We start from the raw sequence: 21010 nt of genomic DNA, 5'->3' as shown, positions 1-21010 counted from the left end.
ACCGTGATGGACGAATCGACCGCAACCGATCTGTCCGGCGACGGCGACGGCATCGAGCCGATCGCGATCGTCGGGCTGGCCGCCCGCCTGCCCGGCGCGGCCGACGTGAACGAGTTCTGGCGCAACCTGGTCGACGGGGTGGAGTCGGTCACCGAGCTCACCCGGGAGGAGCAGCTGGCCCGGGGCGCCACCACGGAGGAGGTGGACGACCCGGGCTGGGTCAACCGCGCCCCGCTGGTCGACGGGTACGACGAGTTCGACGCCGGGCTGTTCGGGATGACCGCCCGCGAGGCGGAGATGACCGACCCGCAGCACCGGCTGTTCCTGGAGACCTGCCACGCGGCGCTGGAGGACGCCGGCTACGACCCGTTCCGCTACGACGGTGCCGTGGGCGTCTACGCGGGCACCGGCGGCAACACCTACCTGCACCGCCACGTGCTGCGCAACAAGCGGGTCGGCGGCAGCCCGCACGCGGCGGTCTCCATCGCCACCGGCAACTCGCCGAACTACGTGGCCACGAACGTGTCGTACCGGCTGGACCTGCGGGGGCCGAGCCTCACCGTGCACACCGCCTGCTCGACCTCGCTGGTCGCCTTCCACCTGGCGTGCGAGGCGCTGCGCAACGGCGAGTGCGACATGGCCCTCGCTGGCGGGGTGAACGTCGAGCTGCCGCACGTCGGCTACCTCGGCATGGACGGCTTCACCTCGCCCGACGGGCGGTGCCGCCCGTTCGACGCGGGCGCGAACGGCACCGTCTGGGGCAGCGGCGTCGGGGTCACGCTGCTCAAGCGCCTCTCCGACGCGATCGCCGACGGCGACGCGATCCGCGCGGTGGTGCTCGGCAACGCCATCAACAACGACGGCGCCGGCAAGGTCGGCTTCACCGCGCCGAGCATCGACGGCCAGATCGAGGCGATCGCTCAGGCGGTCGCGATGGCCGGTGTCGACCCGCGCACCATCAGCTACGTCGAGGCGCACGGCACCGGCACCGCGATGGGCGATCCGATCGAGGTGGCCGCGCTCGCCGCGGTGTACACGAAGGACACCGACGATCGCGGCTGGTGCGGCATCGGCTCGGTGAAGTCGAACATCGGGCACCTCAGCCAGCCCTCCGGCATCGTCAGCGTGATCAAGACGGTGCTGGCCATGGAGCACGGCCTGATCCCGCCGACGATCAACTACGAGACGCCGAACCCGGCCGTGGAGTTCGCCGAGACGCCGTTCTACGTGGCGAACACGCTCACGAAGTGGGACGCCGACGGCGGGCCGCGCCGGGCCGGCGTCAGCTCCTTCGGCATCGGCGGCACCAACGCCCACGTGGTGCTGGAGCAGGCGCCGGCGGCGTACCGGGCGCCGCGTCGGGTGCGCCCGGCCCAACTGCTGCACGTCTCGGCCCAGACCGCCACCGCGCTCGACACCGCGGTGCAGCGGCTCGCCGCGCGCCTCACCGAGGCCGCGGACGCCGGGCCGGAGCACCTCGCCGACGTGGCGCACACCCTGCGCGTCGGCCGGCGGGAGTACCCGCACCGCGCCGCCGTGGTCGCCACCGACCTGCAGACGGCGGCCGCGGCTCTCCTTGATCCACGGCGCGGACATCGCGGACTGACCGACGGTCCAGCCACCCGAGTGTGTTTCCTGTTCTCCGGGCAGGGTGCCCAGTACGCCGGGATGGGGGCGCAGCTCTACGCCGAGGAGCCGGCGTTCGCGGCCACCGTGGACGAGTGCGCCGCGCTGCTCCGACCCGAGCTGGGGCTGGACATCCGCGACCTCGTCCTCGGCCGGGATCCGGACGCGGGGGAGCGGCTCACCGAGACCCGCTACACCCAGCCCGCGCTCTTCGTCGTCGAGTACGCCCTGGCCCGGCTCTGGCAGGACGCCGGGGCCCGGCCGGCGGCGATGATCGGCCACTCGATCGGTGAGTACGTGGCGGCCACCGTGGCCGGTGTGCTGAGCCTGCCCGACGCGCTGCGGGTGGTCGCCGCCCGCGGCCGGCTGATGCAGTCGCTGCCGGCCGGCTCGATGCTCGCGGTCTCGCTGGACGAGTCGGTGATCGCGGAGCGGCTCCCCGAGGGCCTGTCGATCGCGACGGTCAACGGCCCGGGCACCTGCGTGGTGGCCGGGGAGAGCGCGGCCGTCGCGGCCTTCGCCGAGCTGCTCAAGGGCAAGAGCAAGGCGTTGCGCACCTCGCACGCCTTCCACTCGCCGATGATGGAGCCGATCCTGGGCGAGTTCACCGCGCTGATGGCGTCGGTGACCCTGCGGCCGCCGACGATGCCGTTCCTGTCCAACGTCACCGGCACCTGGATCACCGACGCGCAGGCCACCGACCCGGCCTACTGGGCCGCGCACCTGCGCCAGCCGGTGCGGTTCGGCGACTGCGTGGCCACCCTGCTCGGCGAGGGCACCTGGCAGCTGGTCGAGTGCGGGCCCGGGAAGCAGCTGGCCAACCTGGCCCGGATGCAGGTCGCCAAGGCCTCCTCCGAGCAGCGCCGGCTCACCCCGCTGGGCAGCCTGCCCGGGCCGGGCGAGTCCACCGGCGACCTGGCCACCCTGCTCGGCACCGCCGCGGCGCTCTGGTGCGCCGGCACGCCCGTACGGCTCGGCGCCGACCCGCAGGCGCGGCGGGTGCCGCTGCCCACCTACCCGTTCGAGCGGCGCCGCTACTGGGTGGACCCGGACCCGGAGCAGGAGCGGTCGGCGGCGCCGGCGCGGACCGGGCCCCGGCCGCTGCCGGAGTGGTTCGCCGTGCCGGTCTGGCGGCAGGCCGCCCCGGAGCCGCGCACCGAGCCGCTGGGCCGCTGCCTGGTCCTCGCCGACGGCCCGCGCGGCGACGCGCTGGCCGCCGGGCTGCGCGCCGCCGGGGCCGACCCGGTCGAGGTACGCCCCGGCGACGGCTTCGCCGCGACCGACACCGGCTACCGGCTGCGCCCCGGCGTCCGGGAGGACTACGACGCGCTGGTCGCCGCGCTCGCCGCAGACGGGGTGCCGACCCGGCTCGTGCACGCGTTCACCCTGGACGGGGCGCCGACCGGCACCGACATCGCGGCCACCTGGTCCGCCCAGGACCGCGGCTTCTTCAGCGCGCTGCACCTGGTGCAGGCCCTCGCCGGCGCCGGCCTCACGGCGGAGGACGGCGGCCTCAGCCTCGAACTGGTCACCGCCGGCGTGGGCGACGTCCGCGGCGACGACCTGGTCCGGCCGGAGCACGCCACCCTCGCCGGGCTGGTCCGGGTGCTCCCCGCCGAGCTGCCCGGCCTGACGGTCCGGCTGGTCGACGCCGACCCGTCCGACGACGGCGGGCGGGCGCTGCTGGCCGAGCTGCGCCGCCCGCGGGACGCGCAGCAGGCCGAGGTGGCGCTGCGCGGCGGGCGTCGCTGGGTGGGCGACTACGAGCAGGTCACCGTCGACGCCGAGGGCGAGCCCGGCGCGCTGCGCGACGGCGGCCGGTACCTCATCACCGGTGGGCTCGGCGGCATCGGCATCACCCTGGCCGAGGACTTCGCCCGCCGGGCGCGGGCCCGACTGGTCCTGCTGGCCCGCACCGGCCTGCCGCCGCGCGAGCAGTGGGACGACCACCTCGCCGTGCACGGCAGCGACGACCGGGCCGGTCGGGCGATCACGGCGATCCGCCGGATGGAGGCCGCCGGCGCCGAGGTGCTGGTGCTCGCCGCCGACGTCACCGACCCTGCCGACCTGCGCCGGGTGCGGGCGGCGGCCGAGCAGGCGTACGGCGGGATCGACGGCATCGTGCACGCGGCCGGCCTGCCCGGCGGCGGCATGGCCGAGATCAAGGAGCGGGCCGAGGCCGAGCGGGTGCTTGCGCCGAAGCTCGCCGGCACGCTCGCGCTGGCGCAGGTCTTCGGCGACCTGCCGCTGGACTTCGTGGTGCTCTGCTCGTCTGTCACCGCCGTGATCGGCGGCTTCGGCCAGGTCGACTACTGCGCGGCGAACGCCTTCCTCGACGCGTACGCCCGCTCGGGGCGGGACTGGCGGGCCCCGGTCCTGTCGCAGAACTGGGGCGGCTGGGCCGAGGTCGGCATGGCCGTGGAGACGGCCGCGCCGGCCGGCTTCCGGGCCGCCGGGCGGGACACCGTGACCAGCGCGGTCGACCACCCGGTGCTCACTACTCGGGTCACCGGGCCGGACGGCACCGTGCTGCACGGCCTGGTCTCCGCGACCACCCACTGGGTGCTCGACGAGCACCGCATCGGCGGGGTGCCGGTGGTCCCGGGCACGGCGCACCTGGAGTCGGTTCGCGCCGCGGTGGCCGCGGCGGTGCCCGCCCCCGGCGGTGAGGCGGTCGTGGAGCTGCGTGACGTGGTCTTCCTGGAGCCGTTCGCGGTGCCGGACGGCACGGTCGCGCAGTACCGGGTCGAGCTGACCCCGGCCGAGGACGGGGTCGACTTCGCCGTGCGCAGCCTGGCCGGCGGCCAGGAGCGTACCCACGTGCGGGGCGCCGCCGGCTGGACCGTGGAGGCCGCGCCGCCGGCCCGGCAGGTGGCCAGCCCGGGTCGGCGGGTCGACGACGACGCGTCGTTCGGCCGGGGCCGCACCAGCATGCTGTCCTTCGGGCCGCGCTGGAACGCGTTGCGCGAGCACCACCTCGGCGCCGCCGAGGAGCTGGCCCGGATCGAGGCCCCCGCCGAGGCGGTCGCCGACCTGGCCTCGTGGGGCCTGCACCCGGCGCTGCTCGACGTGGCGACCGCGTTCGGCCGCGGTCAGGGCTCCGGCACCTACCTGCCGCTGTCGTACGGCCGGATCGTCGTCCGCAGGCCGCTGCCGGCGCGTTTCGCCAGCCACCTGCGGCACCGGGACAGCGCCACCGACGAGGTCCTCGCCGCGGACCTGAGCCTGCTCGACGACGACGGCCGGGAGCTGGTCGCGATCAGCGACTTCGTCCTGCGCCGGGTCGACCAGGGCGCCGTCGCCGGCGGGCTGGCCGCGCCGGCCGGGTCCGCGCCGGCGGCCGAGGCCACGCCGGCCGGGCCGGGCGAGGACATCCGGCCGGTCGACGGGGCGGAGGCGTTCCGGCGCAGCCTCACCGCCGGCCTCGGCGCCCAGGTGGTCATCGCCACCCGGACGGTGGCGGACATCCGCGACCGCGCCGGCCGGGTGACCACGGAGAGCCTGGAGAGCGAGCCGGAGGAGGGCGGGGCCGCGCCGGCCGCGACGGGGGCCGGCTCGGCGGCGCCGCGCACCGAGCTGGAGGTCGCCATCGCCGAGGTGTGGCGGGACGCCCTCGGGGTCGCCGAGGTCGGCGTCGACGACGACTTCTTCTCCCTCGGCGGCAACTCTCTGGTGGCGGTGCAGCTGATCGCGGCGATGCGCAAGGCCACCGGTGTCCGGCTGCCGATGCGCAGTCTCTTCGAGACGCCCACCGTGGCCGGCCTGGCCGCCCGGATCGAGGAACTGCGGGCCACCGCCCCCGCCAGCGACGAGCCGGCCGCCGAGGCGGCGACCATCCCCGCCATCCCGCGGCTGCCGCGCGCCTGACCACGAGAAACAGGAGTAGAGAGCAATGAGCGACACGATCGCCGCACTGCCGCTGGTCGTCGAGAACGACGGGCGGAAGCTCACCGACGTCATCACGGACCGGCGGGCGGAGCTGCGCGCCAGCCTGGCCGAGCGCGGCGGGCTGCTGTTCCGCGGCTTCGACGTGGGCGGGGTGGACGGCTTCGACCAGGTGGTGCGGGCCCTGTCCGGCGAACCGCTGACCTACACGGAGCGGTCCTCGCCCCGGCACGCCATCAAGGGCCGGGTCTACACCTCGACCGACTACCCGCCGGACGAGGAGATCTTCCTGCACAACGAGAACTCGTACCAGGCCCGCTGGCCGTTGACGCTGTTCTTCTACTGCATCACGCCGCCGCAGACGCTTGGCGCGACGCCGCTGGCCGACGTGCGCCGGGTCTTTCAGGAGATCGATCCGGCGGTGCGGGAGGAGTTCGTCCGGCGCCGGTGGATGCTGGTGCGCAACTTCCACGACGACTTCGGCACCCCGTGGCAGCACGTGTTCAACACCGACGACCGGGCCGAGGTCGAGGCGTACGCGGCGGCGAACCGGATCGCGCTGGAGTGGCGTGGCAAGGACGGGCTGCGGACCCGGGCGGTGCGCGACGTGGTGCACCACCGGCCCGGCTCGGACGCGCCGCGCTGGTTCAACCACGCCACGTTCTTCCACGTGAGCACCCTCCCGAAGGACTACCAGGAGGGGCTGCTGGCCATGTTCGGCGCCGACGGGCTCCCGTCGAACACCTACTACGGCGACGGTGGCGAGATCCCGGCCGACGTGATGGACCACCTGCGTGCCGCGTACCGGGCCGCGACCGTCCGCTTCGACTACCAGCGCGACGACGTGCTGGTGGTGGACAACATGACCGCCGCGCACGGGCGGGAGCCGTTCACCGGCGCCCGGAAGATCGCCGTCGCGATGGCCGAACCGCACGACCCCGAGAGCAACGGAGCGAAGTGATGGCCGAATCCCGATTCCTGGTCGTGCACAACGACGAGGAGCAGTACTCGATCTGGTCGGCCGACCGGGACCTCCCGGCGGGCTGGCACGACGCCGGGTTCGCCGGCACCCGGGAGGAGTGCCTGGCGCACGTCGACACGGTGTGGACGGACATGCGTCCCCGGTCGGTGCGGGAGGGTGTCTCATGACGCGGGAGTGGACCTTCCCGGCGTCGTTCGCCCAGGAGCGGGTCTGGATCGCCAACCAGCTCGACGCGGAGTCGCCGGTCTACAACGTCTCCAACCCGTGGCGCTTTCCCGGCGGGCTGACCCGGGAGCAGGCCGTCGAGGTCGTCCAGAAGGTGGTGGCCCGGCACGAGTCGCTGCGCACCTACCTGCGGGTCGACGACGGCGCGCTGGTGCAGGTGGTACGCGAGGCCGAGCCGGTCGACGTGCCCGAACTCGACCTGCGCGGGTTCACCGGCGGCGAGCAGGTGCGGCGGTTCGACGAGGCGCTGACGGCGCTGGCCCGTGCGCCGATCCCGTTGGACGCGCCGCCGCTGTGGCGGGCCCGGCTGGCCCGGCTCGCCGACGACCAGTACAGCCTGATGTTCGTGGTGCACCACGCGGTGTTCGACAGCCGCTCGGCGGTGCTGCTCGCCGCCGAGCTGGCCGCGTTCAGCCGGGCGGTGCTCACCGGCGCGCCCGCCGAGGTGCCCGAGCTGCCCGTCCAGTACGCCGACTTCGCGGTGTGGCAGCGCGAGCAGCTCGCCGGCGCGGAGCTGGACCGGCAGCTCGCCTTCTGGCGGGACCACCTGGCCGGGGCGCCCGCGGTGACCGGCCTGCCGCTGGACCGGCCGCGGCCGGCCCAGCTCGGCTTCGCCGGCGACGAGGTGCACTTCGACCTGCCCGAGGGCCTGCTGGACCGGGTCGGTGAGGTGGCCACCACGGCGGCGGCGACGCCGTACATGGTGCTGCTGGCCGCGTTCGCGGCGCTGCTGTCGCGGATCTCCGGCGACGAGGACGTGGTGGTCGGCGTGTCCACCGCCGGTCGTGACAACGCCGAGCTGGCCCCGCTGATCGGCATGTTCGTCAACCCGGTCGCGCTGCGCTGCGACCTGGCCGGCGACCCCAGCTTCGCCGATCTGCTCGGCCGGGTGCGCAACGGCCTGGTCGACGCGATGGAGCACGGGCAGACCCCGTTCCAGCGGATCGTCGAGGCGGTCGCGCCGAACCGGGACCCGGCCGTGCAGCCGGTCTTCCAGACCGCGCTGAACTTCATCCCGGACTCCGGCCTGGACCCGGTGGCGCTCGGCACCACCAAGGACGACCTGGCCTTCGACATCACCACCACGACCAGCCGGCTGGTGTACCGCACGGCGCTGTTCGACCGGACGACCGCCGAGACGCTCGCGGCCCGGTACGTGCGGCTGCTCGACGCCGCCGTCACCACGCCCGGGCGGCGGGTCTCCGCGCTGCCGCTGCTCGACGACGCCGAGCGGGAGCGGGTGCTGCACGCCTGGAACGACACCGCGCACGAGCGGCCGGCCACCACGGTGGTGGACGAGGTGCAGCGGCGGGCGGCGGCTGCCCCGGAGGCGACCGCGCTGGTCCACGACGGCGTCGTGCTCTCGTACGGCGAGCTGAACGCCCGGGCCAACCGGCTCGCCCGGCTGCTGGTCGCCGGTGGCGCCGGCGCGGAGACACGGGTGGCGCTCGCGCTGCCCCGCTCGGCGGAACTGGTGGTGGCGATCCTCGCGGTGCTCAAGTCCGGCGCCGCGTACGTCCCGGTGGACAACGGCTACCCGGCCGGCCGGATCGCCTACCTGATCGAGGACGCCGAGCCGGCGTTCGTGCTGGCCACCGCGGAGACCGCCGCGCTGGTCCCGGCCGGCGCGCTCGTGCTCGACGCCGGCACCGGCGCGGACCTGGCCGCCACCGACCTGACCGACGCCGACCGGCTCGCCCCGCTGCGCCCGGAGCACCCGGCGTACGTGCTCTACACCTCCGGCTCGACCGGCCGGCCGAAGGGCGTGGTGGTCGAGCACCGGGCGGTCGCGGCGTACCTCGCCTGGGCCCGGCACACCTACCCGGGCCTGGCCGGCACGGCGCTGCTGCACTCGCCGGTCTCCTTCGACCTCACCGTCACCGGCCTGCTCGGCACGTTGACCGCCGGCGGCACGGTCCGGCTGGCCGCGTTCGACGACGACGGCGCCCGGGCCGGCGGACGGCCCAGCTTCCTCAAGATCACCCCGAGTCACCTGCCGCTGCTGGGCCCCGAGCTGTCGCCCACCACCGACCTGGTGATCGGCGGCGAGGCGCTCACCGGCGAGCAGCTGGCCGGCTGGCGGGCCGGGCACGACGACGTCGCGGTGATCAACGAGTACGGCCCGACCGAGGCGACCGTCGGCTGCGTGGCCGCCCGGATCGCGCCGGGGGAGCAGGTACCCGCCGGCCCCGTGCCGATCGGCCACCCCACCTGGAACACCCGCGCCTACCTGCTCGACGCGGCCCTCAACCCGGTGCCGCCCGGTGTCGCCGGTGAACTGTACGTGGCCGGCGACCAGCTGGCCCGGGGCTACCTGCGCCGGCCCGGCCTCACCGCCGAGCGCTTCCTGCCGTGCCCGTACGGGGCGCCGGGGGAGCGGATGTACCGCACCGGGGACCTGGCCCGCCGCCGGGCCGACGGCACACTGGAGTACCTGGGCCGGCGCGACAGCCAGGTGAAGGTCCGGGGCATGCGGATCGAACTCGGCGAGATCGAGTCGGTGCTGCTGGCCCGCCCGGACGTGCGGGAGGCGGCGGTGACGGTCCGCACCGACTCCGGCGAGGCGGAGCTGGTCGCGTACCTGGTCGGCGCCGCCGACCCGGCCGCGCTCGCCGCCGACCTCGCCGGCGAGCTGCCCGCGCACCTGGTGCCGGCCGCCTTCGTCCGGCTGGACGCGCTGCCGCTCACGCCGAACGGCAAGCTCGACAGCGCGGCGTTGCCCGCGCCGGCGGCCACCGCCGCGGCCGGCGGGTTCGTCGCCCCGCGCACCGAGGCCGAGGTGCTGGTCGCCGAGGTCTACGCCGAGATCCTGCAGGTGGACAAGGTCGGCGCGCTCGACGACTTCTTCGCCCTCGGCGGCAACTCCCTGCGCGGTATGCGGGCGATGGCCCGGATCCGCGCCGAGGTGGAGGTGGACCTGCCGATGCGGGCGCTGTTCACCAGCCCGGTGGTGGCCGACCTGGCCGCCCAGATCGAGCAGCGGATCGCCGCCGAACTCGACGAGCTCTCCGAAACCGAGGTCGCCGCGCTGCTCGCGGCGGAGAAGGACAGTCCCTGATGACCGACCTGAAGGACCCGGCCCGGGACGCCGCCCGGCAGGCCCTCATCGCACAACGGCTGCGGCGGCGGCAGTCCGCCCCGCCGGCGGCGCGGGTCACCCCGCGTCCGTCCGGCGCCGAGGTGCCGCTGTCGTACGCCCAGGAGCGGGTCTGGTTCATGGACCAGCTCGCCCCGGGCGAGGCCGCCTACCACATCGCCGTGCCCCTGCGGGTGCGCGGCCCGCTGGACGTCGCGGCGCTGCGCGCGGCGTTGGACGGGCTGACCCGCCGGCACGAGTCGCTGCGCACCCGGTTCCCGGCGGACGCCGACGGCCGCCCCACCGTGGTGATCGAGGACTCGGTCGAGGTGCCGCTGAGCATCGTGGACGCCCCGGACCCCGACGCCGCGCAGCGGCTCGTGGACGCGGCCGCCGCCGAGCCGTTCGACCTGGCGCACGGCCCGCTGCTGCGCGCCCTGCTGGTCCGTCTGGGGCCCGAGGAACACGTGCTGTTCCTGGGCAAGCACCACATCGTCGGCGACGGCTGGTCGGTCGACGTGCTGCTGCGCGACCTGATCACCCTCTACCGGGGCGGCGAGCCACCCGCCCTGCCGGTCCAGTACGGCGACTTCGCCGTCTGGGAGGCGCAGGAGCTGGCCGGCCCGGTCGCGCAGGGGCACGTGGAGTGGTGGAAGCAGCGGCTGGCCGGGATCACCCCGCTGGAGCTGCCGCTGGACCTGCCCCGCCCGGCCACCCAGACCTACCGGGGCGACTTCGTCGAGTTCACCCTCGACAAGGCGACCACCGAGGGTCTGAACGCGCTCACCCGCGCCTACGGCGGCACGCTGTTCATGACGCTGCTCGCGGCGTACCAGGTGTTCCTCGCCCGGCACGCCGGCCAGGACGACTTCGCGGTCGGCGCGTCGGTCGCCGGCCGCTCCGCGCCCGAGCTGGAGAACGTGGTCGGCATGTTCATCAACATGCTGCCGCTGCGCGCCGAACTGGCCGGCGACCCGACCTTCGTCGAGTTGCTGGAGCGCACCCGGCGCGGCGTGCTGGACGGGCTGGAGCACGGGGAGGTGCCGTTCGCCCGGGTGGTGCACGAGCTGGGTCTGCCCCGGGACGTCAGCCGCTCGCCGGTGTTCCAGGCCATGTTCGTGCTGCAGAACTACGAGATGGGCCGGTACGCCGACGTTCCCGACGCCAGCGACGTGACGTTCGACTGGACGCCGATGGAGCTGCGGGCCACCCGGTTCGACTTCGAGCTGCACGCGGTCGAGACCGTCGACGGGCTCTGGGGGAAGCTGGTCTTCAACACCGACCTGTTCACCCGCGAGACGGTCGAGCGGATGGCCGGCCGGCTCACCACGCTGCTGCGCGCCGTGGTGGCCGCGCCGGACACCCCGGTCTCCGCCCTCGACCTGCTCGCCCCCGGCGAGCGGGAGCTGCTGGCGGCCTGGAACGACACCGCGGCGGACTTCCCGCGTACGCAGACGCTGCACGGGCCGATCGAGGAGCGGGCGGCGCGCACCCCCGACGCGGTGGCGCTGCGCTTCGACGGCCGCTCGGTCACGTACGCGGAGCTGATCACCGCCGCGAACCGGATCGCGCACCGGCTGCGCGCCGCCGGAGTGGGCCCGGAGACCCTGGTGGGGGTCTGTGCGGAGCGGTCGGTCGAGCTGGTCGCCGGCCTGCTCGGCGTGGTGAAGGCCGGCGGCGCCTACCTGCCGCTGGACCCGGAGTACCCGGCGGACCGGCTGGCGTTCATGGTCACCGACGCGGCCGCGCCGGTGGTGCTGGTGCAGGAGCACCTGCGCGACGTGCTGCCGGAGACCGGCGCCACCGTGCTGGCCCTGGACGACGAGCGGGTCTGGGCCGACCAGCCGACCGCCGACCCCCCGGCGACGGCCGGCCCCGAGCACCTGGCGTACGTCATCTACACCTCCGGTTCGACCGGTCGGCCCAAGGGCGTCCCGAACACCCACCGGGGCATCGTGAACCGGCTCGACTGGATGCAGAAGGCCTACCGGCTCGGCCCGGACGACGCGGTGCTGCAGAAGACCCCGGCCAGCTTCGACGTGTCGGTGTGGGAGTTCTTCTGGCCGCTGCGCGAGGGCGCCCGGCTGGTTCTCGCGAAGCCCGGCGGGCACAAGGACGCCGGCTACCTGCGCGACCTGCTGGTCGGCGAGGGGGTCACCACGACCCACTTCGTCCCGTCGATGCTGACCGTCTTCCTCGCCGAGGACGGCGTGGAGGCGGCGACCGCGCTGCGCCGGGTGATCTGCTCCGGCGAGGAGCTGCCCTTGGCCACCGCGGCCGACTTCACCGCCCGGCTGCCCTGGTGCGGGCTGCACAACCTCTACGGCCCGACCGAGGCCGCCATCGACGTCAGCTCCTGGCGCTGCGACCCGGCGCTGCTGGCCGGGCTGACCAGCGTGCCGATCGGCGCGCCGATCGCCAACCTGCGGCTGCACGTGCTCGACGCCGCCGGCAACGAGTGCCCGGTCGGTGTGGCCGGTGAGCTGCACATCGGCGGGGTCGGGTTGGCCCGCGGCTACCACCGCCGCCCGGCGCTCACCGCGGAGCGGTTCGTGCCGGACCCGTTCTCCGGCGAGCCGGGCGCCCGGCTGTACCGCACCGGCGACCTGGCCCGCTGGCGGACCGCGCCCGGGGCGGCGACCGTTGCCGCCGCCGACCAGGCCGCGGCCGACGCGCCGCCCCGCGCCGGCCGCCCGGGCGGCCTCGACGGCTCCGCCGTCGACCGGCCGGCCGGCGTCATCGAGTTCCTCGGCCGGATCGACCACCAGGTCAAGCTGCGGGGGCTGCGGATCGAGCTGGGCGAGATCGAGAGCGCGCTGCGCGAGCGGCCCGGGGTGACCGAGGCCGCGGTGATCGTCCGCGAGGACACCCCCGGTGACAAGCGGCTGACCGCGTACGTGGTGGGGGAGGCCGAGCACGCCGAGCTGAAGGCGGCGCTGAAGGAGACGCTGCCCGAGTACATGGTGCCCGCCGCGTTCGTCACGCTCGACGCGCTGCCGCTGAGCCCGAACGGCAAGCTGGACCGTAAGGCCCTGCCCGCGCCGGTGGTCACCCGCGAGGCGTCGGTGGCGCTGGTCGAGCCGCGCGACGACACCGAGCGGCTGCTCGCCGGGATCTGGTCGGAGGTGCTCGGCGTGCCGACGCTCGGCATCGACGACGACTTCTTCGACCTCGGCGGGCACTCCATGCTCGCCACCCAGGTGGTGGCGAAGATCCGCAAGGCGGAGCACGGCGGGCGCGCGGTGGGCGTGATGGACCTGTTCCAGCAACGGACCATGCGCGACCTGGCCGCCTTCATGTCCGGAACCGCCGGCGAGGAGGGGCCACGTCGGCTGCTCTACGAGCTGACCAAGCCGATCCCGGCGGCGCAGCGGGTGCTGACGTACGTCTGCGTGCCGTACGGCGGTGGCAGCGCGATCGTCTACCAACCGCTCGCCGACGCGCTGCCGGCCGGGCACGCGCTCTGGTCGCTGGCCATTCCCGGCCACGACGTCGGGCTCAACGAGGACGGCCTGCCCTTCGACGAGCTGACCAGCCGGGTGGCCGAGGAGATCCTGGAGCGTGTCGAGGGTCCACTCGTGCTCTACGGACACTGCGGGGTGGGCAGCGCGATCGTGACCGAGGTGGCCCGCAAGGTCGAGGCCGCCGGGCGTGAGCTGGAGGCGCTCTACATCGGAGCGATGTTCCCGTTCGCCCGTCCCAAGGGGCTGTTCGCCGCGGTACGCGCCCGGCTGGAGAAGCTGCGCAGCAACAAGCACTACGCCAGCTGGCTCAAGTCGATGGGCGTGGACACCGACGAGCTGGACCCGGAGCAGGCGGACCGGATCATCAGCAACATGCGCGCCGACTCCCGCGCCTCCGAGGAGTACTTCACCGGCCTGCTCGACCGGCGGGCCACCAAGCTGCGCGCGCCGATCATCTCGGTGGTCGGCTCGGAGGACCCGGTCACCGACTACCACACCGAGCGGTACACCGAGTGGCAGTTCCTCAGCGACAGCCTGGCGCTCGTGGTGCTCGACCAGGCCGGGCACTTCTTCCTCAAGTACCGCGCCGACGAGCTGGCCGAGATCGTCACCCGGACGCACCGGGCGGTGGCCGCCGGCGACGTCGCCGACCTGACCCGGCAGGCGCGCGGTGAGGACGCCGGCTGGGCGGTGTACGACACCCTGCGGGTCGGCGACGACGGCGACGTGCCGAGGCGGGACGTGGTCCGGCCCAGCATGGCCCGGTTCGTGGCGGTCACCGTCGGACAGCTCGTCTCCACCACCGGTTCGGCGCTGACCGCGTTCGCGCTGCCGATCTGGCTGTTCACCCAGACCGGCTCGGTGGCCGACCTGGGTCTGCTCTGGGCGCTCGCGCTGATCTGCGGCGTACTCATGCTGCCGGTCGCCGGGGCGATCACCGACCGGGTCAGCCGCCGCAAGATCATGATGATCGCCAGCAGCAGCGCCGGGTCCATCCAGGTGGTGCTCGCCGCGCTGCTCTGGACGGACAACCTGGCGCTCTGGCACATCTACGGTCTCGTGGCGCTGAGCCAGGTGGCCGGGTCGTTCCAGCGGATCGCGTTCCAGTCGGCCGTGCCGCAGCTGGTGCCCAAGCGCTACCTCGGGCACGCGATGGGCATCACCCAGCTGTCCAACGGCTTCGCGATGCTGCTCATGCCGGTCTTCGCGGCCGGTCTGCTCGCCGCGATCGAGCTGAAGGGCATCCTGCTGCTCGACGTGGCGAGCTACCTGGTGGCGGTGCTCACGCTGGCCGTGGTCCGCTTCCCGGACACGCTCGGCTGGCGGCCGCGGGAGCGGCTGTTGGTGGCGATCGCCAACGGGTTGCGCTACTCCTGGCAGCACCGGGGGTTCCGGTTGATGCTCGGCTACTTCGCGCTGGGCAACATCTTCTTGGCCCCCGCCCTGGTGCTCGTCACCCCGCTGGTGCTCTCGTTCGGCACCGCGACCCAGGTGGCCCAGGTGGCCCTCGCCGAGGCGCTCGGGGCGGTGGCCGGCGGTGTGCTGATGTCGCTCTGGGGCGGTCCCCGGCACCGCCGGATGATCGGGGTGCTGGTCGGCAACCTCGGCACCGCGGTCGGCTGCGTCCTCATCGGCCTGGACGCCTCGGTCGCGATGATCTGCGTCGGGGCGTTCTGGCTGGCCATGGCGATGACCACGGCGCAGTCCATCTACGCCACCATCGTCCAGGTCAAGGTGCCGCAGCGGTTCCACGGCCGGGTGTTCAGCCTCAACCAGACCATCTCCTGGTCGACCCTGCCGATCGGGTTCGCGCTGCTGGCGCCGGCGGCGACCAGCCTCTTCGAGCCGATGCTCGCCCCGGGCGGCGCGCTGGCCGGGTCGGTGGGGGCGGTGATCGGCACCGGACCGGGCCGTGGCATCGGGTTCGCGTACGTCTGCTTCGGCGCGGCGCTGGTGCTGATCACCCTCGGCGGCTTCGCGATCCGGCTGCTGCGCCGCTTCGACATCGAGGTCGAGGACTCGCTGCCGGACGACCTGATCGGCGCGCAGGAGCGGGAACGGCGGCTCGCCGCCCGCGCCGCCGAGCGGGAGGCGGAGAAGGTCCCCGTCGCCGCGTGACAACGGGGGGCCTCCGGTAACGCCGGGGGCCCCCAACCGTCAGAACGTGCGCGGCGGATCGGCGAGGTCCGCCTCCGGCAACTCCGCCGGGTCCGCCACCCACGCCGAGTAGACCGGCAGGCCGTGCCACGGCCCGTCCGGCAACCCGTCGCGGGTGTCGGTGGCCACCGCGACGACCGCGTACGGGTGCCCGTAGCGCAGCTCGGCGACGCGGGCCACGTTCTCCGGCGGCAGCCCGGTGACCATGCCGAACGCGCTCACCGCGGCGGCCTCGAAGCCGTACCGGCCGTAGCGGGCCGTGGCGGCCTGCGCCGCCTCGTACGGCAGCCGCGGGACGCCCACCAGCTCGCCGAGCGCTCGTGCGGCGGCGCCGAAGCCGAACCCGGCGGCCGTCAGGTCGTGCTGGCTCTCCGCCGACCAGCAGGGCAGCACGGCGGTGAGCCGTTCCTCCCGGGCGCCGTACCCCCGGGTCGTCTCCTCCCGCAGGCTCCACAGTGGGGTTTCACCGAGCGGCAGGTCGTAGAGGGAGCGTCGCGCGACGCCCTCACCGCGAGGGACGGTGGCCGCGTCGACCGCCACCTCGTGCGCGGCGGCGAGCACGTCCGCCGCGGGCACGTCCGGCGCGGCGGCGACGGAGACGACCAGCAGGCCGGCCTCCCGACCACCGGTGGCTTCGGGCCGGGCGGCGGCCGCGTGCACAGCCACGTCGCCGGCCCGCGCGGTGCCGGCGATCCAGCAGTCGTGCCCGTGCCACGGGGTACGCAGCACCCGGCGCAGCCGGCTCGCCCAGGCGCTGTCCGGGCCGAGCGCGTCACCGCTCTCGACCTCGAACGGTGTCTCCCACGAGACGCGGGTGGCCAGCGCGGTGGCCAGGATCAGGATCGTGTCCGGCGCGACGGTGAGCGGGAACCGGTCGACCAGGCCGAAGGTGCGCTCCCGCGCCCACGCGTCCAGGGTCGCCTGGTCGGGCAGCGGCCCGGTCTCGGTGTTCCGCGGCAGCGTGGCCCGCCATCCGGCGAGGTCGGCGGTGGCCGCCCGCTCCCACAGGGCACTGGCCGAGGCCACGAGGGGATGCGGCGCCGTGAGCAGCGCCTCGGCGGTCGCCGCGGCGGTGCGGACGTCGGTCCCGAGCGCCTCCTCCAGGTCCGCGCGGGCGGCGCCGGTGGCGGCGGGCGCCACGAGGGCGAGGAGCAGCCAGGCGCCGAGTGGGGAAGCGATGTGGTGCCCGTCGCCGACGAAGCCGTGCATCCGTTCCGCGTATCGGGCCACCGGCCCGGTGAGATCCATCACCGCTCCACTGTGCCCGCTCCCTCGGCCCCCGTCAGCCCCGCCCCGCCCGCGGTCCCGGCCCAGGTTCCGGCCGATCATGCAGTTGTGGTGCCCGGTGCCTGACGGTGTGCACCTTTCGTTCACCACGACAAGTGCATGATCGACGGATCGGGGTTACGACCAGAGTTCGAACGGTTCGTCGATCGGCTCGCCGGCGAGGAAACCGGTCAGCAGCGTTGGCAGCCGTCCCGGGTAGAACCGGGCCGTGCTGGCCACCACCTCGGCCACCGGCCACCACCGGAAGCCGAAGTAGTCCTCGCGCTCGTAGTCGAGCCGGTGCGCCTCGTCCACTGCCGGCCCGGACCCGGGCAGCCGCAGCGGCACGATCACCTCCTCCTGGACGTGCCGCAACTGCCGGTGGATGAAGCTGGCCCGGCGCCGCCAGGAGGGCGGGCCGACCTCGGCCGGTGCGGCCACGATGCCGGTCTCCTCGCGCAGCTCCCGCACCGCCGCGTCGAGGTACGTCTCGCCCGGGTCGATCCCGCCGCCGGGCAGCTCCCACCAGACACCGAGGCGCGGGTGGTCCGGGTCGCGGGTGTGGAACAGCAGCACCCGCTCGTCGGCGTCGAGCACCACCAGCCGCACCGCGCTGCGCTCGATGACCGGCAGATCTCCCGGCAGGTCGGGCGGGATCACCATTCGTCCACCTCCAGAAGGCCGTCACCGGGGTGTCGGCCGCATCCGCCGGTCCACGGGTCCGCGCCGTCGTGCGGCGTCTCAGAGGCCGGGACCCGCCCGGTCGATGCCGGACACCTCGGCCCGCCGCAGCCGGACCGCCGTGCCGCCGCGCAGCGAGTTGGGGATCTCGGCGATGGCGTCGACCCGGTCGACCAGTTCGCGCAGCTCGTCCGTCGGCGCGTCGCCCTCGACGCGCACGTCGTAGGTGACCTCTGTGGACACCGCCGGATCGCCGGTGAAGTCGCCGCGCACGGTCACCTCGACGCGTTGCAGGTCGATGCCGAGCGCGGCGGCCTCCCGGAACAGGTCGTTGGAGACGCAGCCGGCGACCGCCAGGTAGAGCAGCTGGCCGCCGTTGAAGCCGAGCCCGTCGCCGCCGGCGTCCGCCGGACGGTCGACCACGAGCGTGTACGGTCCGGCCGAACCGATCGCCGCGGGCTGCCCGGGCAGGCTCCGGGTGCGTACCTCGATGGTCATCCGTGATCACCTTCCGGTGGTGCCGGCGCCGACGGCGTCCAGTCAAGCACGCCCGGGCGGGTTCCGGAGTCACCGTTGGTCGACACCCCGGGCCGCGCGGCGCACTCCGGCGGGGACGGATAGGCTGCCCGCCGTGGCAGGTCTGCTGAGGAACGTCGCGGCGCGCATCGGCCGGGTCGGCGCCATCGTCCCGTCTCCCCGCCGGTCCGGGCCCGCCCCGGCCCAGGTCGCCCGTCGGCGCCAGGTCAGCGCGCTGCAGCGCCGGGAGTTGACGTACGCCCCGGAGCTGGACGGGCAGGCCGATCCGGGCGAGGTCGTGTGGACCTGGGTCCCGTACGAGGACGATCCCCGGCAGGGCAAGGACCGCCCGGTGCTGGTGGTCGGCCGGCACAGCCGCACCCTGTTCGGTCTGATGCTCTCCAGCCAGAGCGAGCGGGACGGCCAGCGGCACTGGCTGGCGCTCGGGCCGGGCGCCTGGGACCGGGACAACCGGCCTAGCTGGATCCGGCTGGACCGAGTGCTCACGATGCGCGAGGACAGCATCCGCCGCGAGGGTGCGGTGCTGGACCGCGCCCGCTTCGATCGGATCGGTCGGGCGCTGCGCGCCGGCTACGGCTGGCGCTGACGGCCGGTCATGCCGATTCCCGGCTGGGCCCGACCGCGGCCGACCGCGCGTCCGGCGGCGGGTACGGCTGCTCGGCCAGCAGCCGGGCCAGGTGCGCCGAGTTGAGCGCCAGCGCCTTGGTGGTCCGCCCGGTGGTGTCGGGCTTCGGCCGCACGTCGATGTAGTCGACCGTGTGCAGCGCCTCGCCGACCCAGTACGTGGCCCCGGCGGCGGCGCAGGTGAAGCCGACCTCGTTGAGCGCCTGCTGGACCTGCCCGATGGTGTGGTGGGCGCCGTCCTCGTTGCCGACCACCGCGACCCCGGCCACCTTCCCGTAGGTGAGCAGGCGCCCCTCGGCGTCGGTCTCGGAGAGTTCAGCGTCGAGGCGCTCCAGCACCATCTTGCAGACCGCCGACGGCTGGCCGAGCCAGATCGGTGTGGCGATGATGAGGATCTGCGCGGCCAGCAGCTTGGCCCGGATCGCCGGCCACCCGTCGCCGTCGCCCTCGTCGGTGGAGACGCCGAACCGCACGTCGTGGTCGACGATCCGGATCAGCTCGGCGTCGACCCCCTGCTCGGCCAGGGCGTCGCGCACCTCGCCGCCGAGCACCTCGGAACTGGACGGCGCCGGTGAGCGCTTGAGGGTGCAGTTCAGGATCAACGCCCGGATGCTCGCCACGTTCGATTCCTCTCGGCCGGTGGTGGTGCCCTGCGGGCTCGGCCCGCACCCTGCCGGCGCGGTTACCCGTGCTGTTACCCCACCCCGCAGCGGGAGACACCTCACGAACATCGCCGAACCGGTTGACAGGACGCCTGTGACGGGTAGATTCAACTTATCGGTTTATAAACCAGATGGTTGAGAGCGAGTGATGACAGCAGATCCGGTCAGCGCCGTGTTCGCCGCCCTCGCGGATCCGACCCGCCGGGCGATCCTGGCCCGGCTGGCCGCCGGCGAGGCGACGGTCAACGAGTTGGCGGCGCCGTTCCCGGTGAGCGTCCAGGCCATCTCCAAGCACCTCAACGTGCTGGAGCGGGCGGGGCTGATCGTGCGCACCCGGGAGGCGCAGTGGCGGCGGTGCCGGCTGGAGCCGGCCCCGCTGCGCGGCCTCGCCGAGTGGGTCGACCAGTACCGCCGGCTCTGGGACGACCGTTACGACACGTTGGACGACTATCTGCGCGACCTGAGAGGAGACAGCGATGAGTCAGATCGGTGACATGGTGGTGGACCTGCCGTCCGACCACGAGATCACCCTCACCCGCACCTTCGACGCCCCGCGCGACCTGGTCTTCGCCGCGCACACGCAGGCCGAGCACCTCAAGCGGTGGTGGGGGCGGGGCAACCCGCTCGACGTCGAGATCGACTTCCGGGAGGGCGGCCACTACCGGTTCGTGGAGCATGCCCAGGACGGCGAGGCCTACGCCTTCCGCGGCGAGTTTCGGGAGGTCGTGGTGCCGGAGCGCATCGTGCAGACCTTCGAGTTCGAGGGCATGCCCGGCCACGTGGCGGTGGAGACGCTGGTCTTCACCGAGGAGGACGGCCGGACCACGGTCTCCGGCACCACCCGCTTCGACACCCGACAGGAGCGCGACGGCATGCTCGACTCTGGCATGACCCAGGGCGCCGCCGAGTCGTACGACGCTCTCCAACGACACCTCGCGACGCTGGTCTGAGCGCCCGGCGGGGCGTGCGGCACGGCGACGCACCGCTGCCGTACGCCTCGCCGATCGTTGTCTTCGGCGGGTGATGTAACACCTGGGACGTCACGGGCGCTTCAGGCAATGCCACTGGGGAGTAGCACCGGTTTCCGTCCGCAGACGGGCGGCGGCGTCGACGTCGTCGCCCTGGAACCGGGAAGGAATGCGCGATGCTCGGTGGCGTGCCACGGGACCCGAACGGGCCCGATGACCATCTCCCGTCGACCCCGGGCTGGGACTGTGCCACCTGTGGTGTGGAGTGGCCCTGCCCTACCAAGCGCGGCCGGCTGCTCGAGGAGTACCGCGGCAAGCCGGCCTCCCTCTGTGTCTACCTGGCTTCCTGCCTCGCCGCCGCGTCTCAGGAGTTGCGGGGCACGCCGGTGCGGACGCTGCAGCACCGGTTCACGGGGTGGTTGCCCCGGCAGCCGCGACGATTCTGACGGTGGGACGGGCTGCACCGACCGAACGAAGCCCGTCCCACCTACGGCACCCTCCTTTCTCACAGGCTGTCTGGTCAGGTCCGGGCTCTCACCCGGACCCCGGGCGGTGGCCGGGGAGGCGGGCGGCCGCCCGGTGCGGCTCGCCGTCGCGCGGGTTCGGGCCGGCGACGGCACCGGTCGAGGCTTTCGCCGTGCGCTGACGTCCTCCACCCAACCGACGGCCGGCGCCGTCGGTCCGACCAGGAGGGTGACCGCGGCGAGCGGGACGTGCGCGAGGGCGCCGGTCGTCGCGAGTACGCCGCACCGGCGTACCGGGCGATGACGTCGCCCGGTACGCGTCGACGAAGGCGGGGGCGGGCACGGCGGAGGCGGTGGTAGGGGACTCGTGAGGAGCGGCGGGCGAACCGCGAC

The 21010-nt window shown here is 74.3% G+C and carries 12 protein-coding genes; 8 read left to right on the top strand and 4 right to left on the bottom strand.

The features are described 5' to 3' along the window. The first annotated feature begins 6 nt into the window (after window positions 1-6). From O7603_RS09185 to O7603_RS09165, 5 genes are read left to right on the top strand one after another with little or no spacing between them, the layout of a single operon-like run. Window positions 7-5493 (top strand): type I polyketide synthase, encoded by a 5487-nt coding sequence (locus O7603_RS09185; RefSeq protein WP_281575267.1) that lies wholly within the window; start codon window positions 7-9, stop codon window positions 5491-5493. A gap of 25 nt (window positions 5494-5518) precedes the next feature. Next, window positions 5519-6472 carry a TauD/TfdA family dioxygenase gene (locus O7603_RS09180; protein WP_281575266.1) on the top strand — a complete coding sequence of 318 codons (954 nt, stop codon included), beginning with the start codon at window positions 5519-5521 and terminating at the stop codon, window positions 6470-6472. After that, window positions 6472-6660, top strand: coding sequence for an MbtH family NRPS accessory protein (locus tag O7603_RS09175; RefSeq protein ID WP_281575265.1), 189 nt, complete (start codon window positions 6472-6474; stop codon window positions 6658-6660). The genes O7603_RS09180 and O7603_RS09175 overlap by 1 nt, the downstream gene beginning before the upstream one ends. Further along, entirely contained in the window at window positions 6657-9776 is a 3120-nt protein-coding gene (locus O7603_RS09170; protein ID WP_281575264.1) for an amino acid adenylation domain-containing protein, read from the top strand. Before O7603_RS09175 ends, O7603_RS09170 begins: the two co-directional genes overlap by 4 nt. Next, window positions 9776-15376, top strand: a complete 5601-nt coding sequence (locus tag O7603_RS09165) for a non-ribosomal peptide synthetase/MFS transporter (protein ID WP_281575263.1) — start codon at window positions 9776-9778, stop codon at window positions 15374-15376. The genes O7603_RS09170 and O7603_RS09165 overlap by 1 nt, the downstream gene beginning before the upstream one ends. Before the next feature lie 39 nt (window positions 15377-15415). Here O7603_RS09165 and O7603_RS09160 read toward each other — a convergent pair whose 3' ends face one another. From O7603_RS09160 to O7603_RS09150, 3 genes are all read right to left on the bottom strand, one after another. Then, window positions 15416-16663, bottom strand: coding sequence for a hypothetical protein (locus tag O7603_RS09160; RefSeq protein WP_281576647.1), 1248 nt, complete (start codon window positions 16661-16663; stop codon window positions 15416-15418). Between the two features lie 156 nt (window positions 16664-16819). Further along, the gene (locus O7603_RS09155; protein ID WP_281575262.1) at window positions 16820-17344 is read right to left on the bottom strand and encodes an NUDIX domain-containing protein; all 525 of its coding nucleotides are present in this window, start codon (window positions 17342-17344) and stop codon (window positions 16820-16822) included. Window positions 17345-17422: 78 nt separating this feature from the next. Beyond that, window positions 17423-17860 (bottom strand): OsmC family protein, encoded by a 438-nt coding sequence (locus tag O7603_RS09150; protein ID WP_281575261.1) that lies wholly within the window; start codon window positions 17858-17860, stop codon window positions 17423-17425. A gap of 133 nt (window positions 17861-17993) precedes the next feature. Here O7603_RS09150 and O7603_RS09145 point away from each other — a divergent pair, with 133 nt between their 5' ends. Continuing rightward, window positions 17994-18485 carry a type II toxin-antitoxin system PemK/MazF family toxin gene (locus O7603_RS09145; protein ID WP_281575260.1) on the top strand — a complete coding sequence of 164 codons (492 nt, stop codon included), beginning with the start codon at window positions 17994-17996 and terminating at the stop codon, window positions 18483-18485. A gap of 7 nt (window positions 18486-18492) precedes the next feature. Here the strand turns inward: O7603_RS09145 and O7603_RS09140 are convergent, their stop codons facing one another. After that, on the bottom strand, window positions 18493-19143 hold the full coding sequence (locus O7603_RS09140; RefSeq protein ID WP_281575259.1) for an NAD(P)H-dependent oxidoreductase: 651 nt from the start codon (window positions 19141-19143) through the stop codon (window positions 18493-18495). Window positions 19144-19333: 190 nt separating this feature from the next. Here O7603_RS09140 and O7603_RS09135 point away from each other — a divergent pair, with 190 nt between their 5' ends. Beyond that, the gene (locus tag O7603_RS09135; RefSeq protein ID WP_281575258.1) at window positions 19334-19678 is read left to right on the top strand and encodes a metalloregulator ArsR/SmtB family transcription factor; all 345 of its coding nucleotides are present in this window, start codon (window positions 19334-19336) and stop codon (window positions 19676-19678) included. Beyond that, window positions 19662-20135: an SRPBCC family protein gene (locus O7603_RS09130; RefSeq protein WP_281575257.1), complete on the top strand. Its 474-nt coding sequence runs from the start codon at window positions 19662-19664 to the stop codon at window positions 20133-20135. The genes O7603_RS09135 and O7603_RS09130 overlap by 17 nt, the downstream gene beginning before the upstream one ends. The last annotated feature ends 875 nt before the right edge of the window (window positions 20136-21010 follow it).

The sequence above is a fragment of the Micromonospora sp. WMMD812 genome (assembly GCF_027497215.1).
Taxonomy (GTDB): Bacteria; Actinomycetota; Actinomycetes; order Mycobacteriales; family Micromonosporaceae; genus Micromonospora.
This window is presented reverse-complemented; position numbering and strand designations above follow the sequence as displayed.

Bases quoted from the DNA above. Each gene is read 5' to 3' on its own strand.
- O7603_RS09185 (WP_281575267.1), top strand. From the start codon at position 7: ATGGACGAATCGACCGCAACCGATCTGTCCGGCGACGGCGACGGCATC.
- O7603_RS09180 (WP_281575266.1), top strand. From the start codon at position 5,519: ATGAGCGACACGATCGCCGCACTGCCGCTGGTCGTCGAGAACGACGGG.
- O7603_RS09175 (WP_281575265.1), top strand. From the start codon at position 6,472: ATGGCCGAATCCCGATTCCTGGTCGTGCACAACGACGAGGAGCAGTAC.
- O7603_RS09170 (WP_281575264.1), top strand. From the start codon at position 6,657: ATGACGCGGGAGTGGACCTTCCCGGCGTCGTTCGCCCAGGAGCGGGTC.
- O7603_RS09165 (WP_281575263.1), top strand. From the start codon at position 9,776: ATGACCGACCTGAAGGACCCGGCCCGGGACGCCGCCCGGCAGGCCCTC.
- O7603_RS09160 (WP_281576647.1), bottom strand. From the start codon at position 16,663: ATGGATCTCACCGGGCCGGTGGCCCGATACGCGGAACGGATGCACGGC.
- O7603_RS09155 (WP_281575262.1), bottom strand. From the start codon at position 17,344: ATGGTGATCCCGCCCGACCTGCCGGGAGATCTGCCGGTCATCGAGCGC.
- O7603_RS09150 (WP_281575261.1), bottom strand. From the start codon at position 17,860: ATGACCATCGAGGTACGCACCCGGAGCCTGCCCGGGCAGCCCGCGGCG.
- O7603_RS09135 (WP_281575258.1), top strand. From the start codon at position 19,334: ATGACAGCAGATCCGGTCAGCGCCGTGTTCGCCGCCCTCGCGGATCCG.
- O7603_RS09130 (WP_281575257.1), top strand. From the start codon at position 19,662: ATGAGTCAGATCGGTGACATGGTGGTGGACCTGCCGTCCGACCACGAG.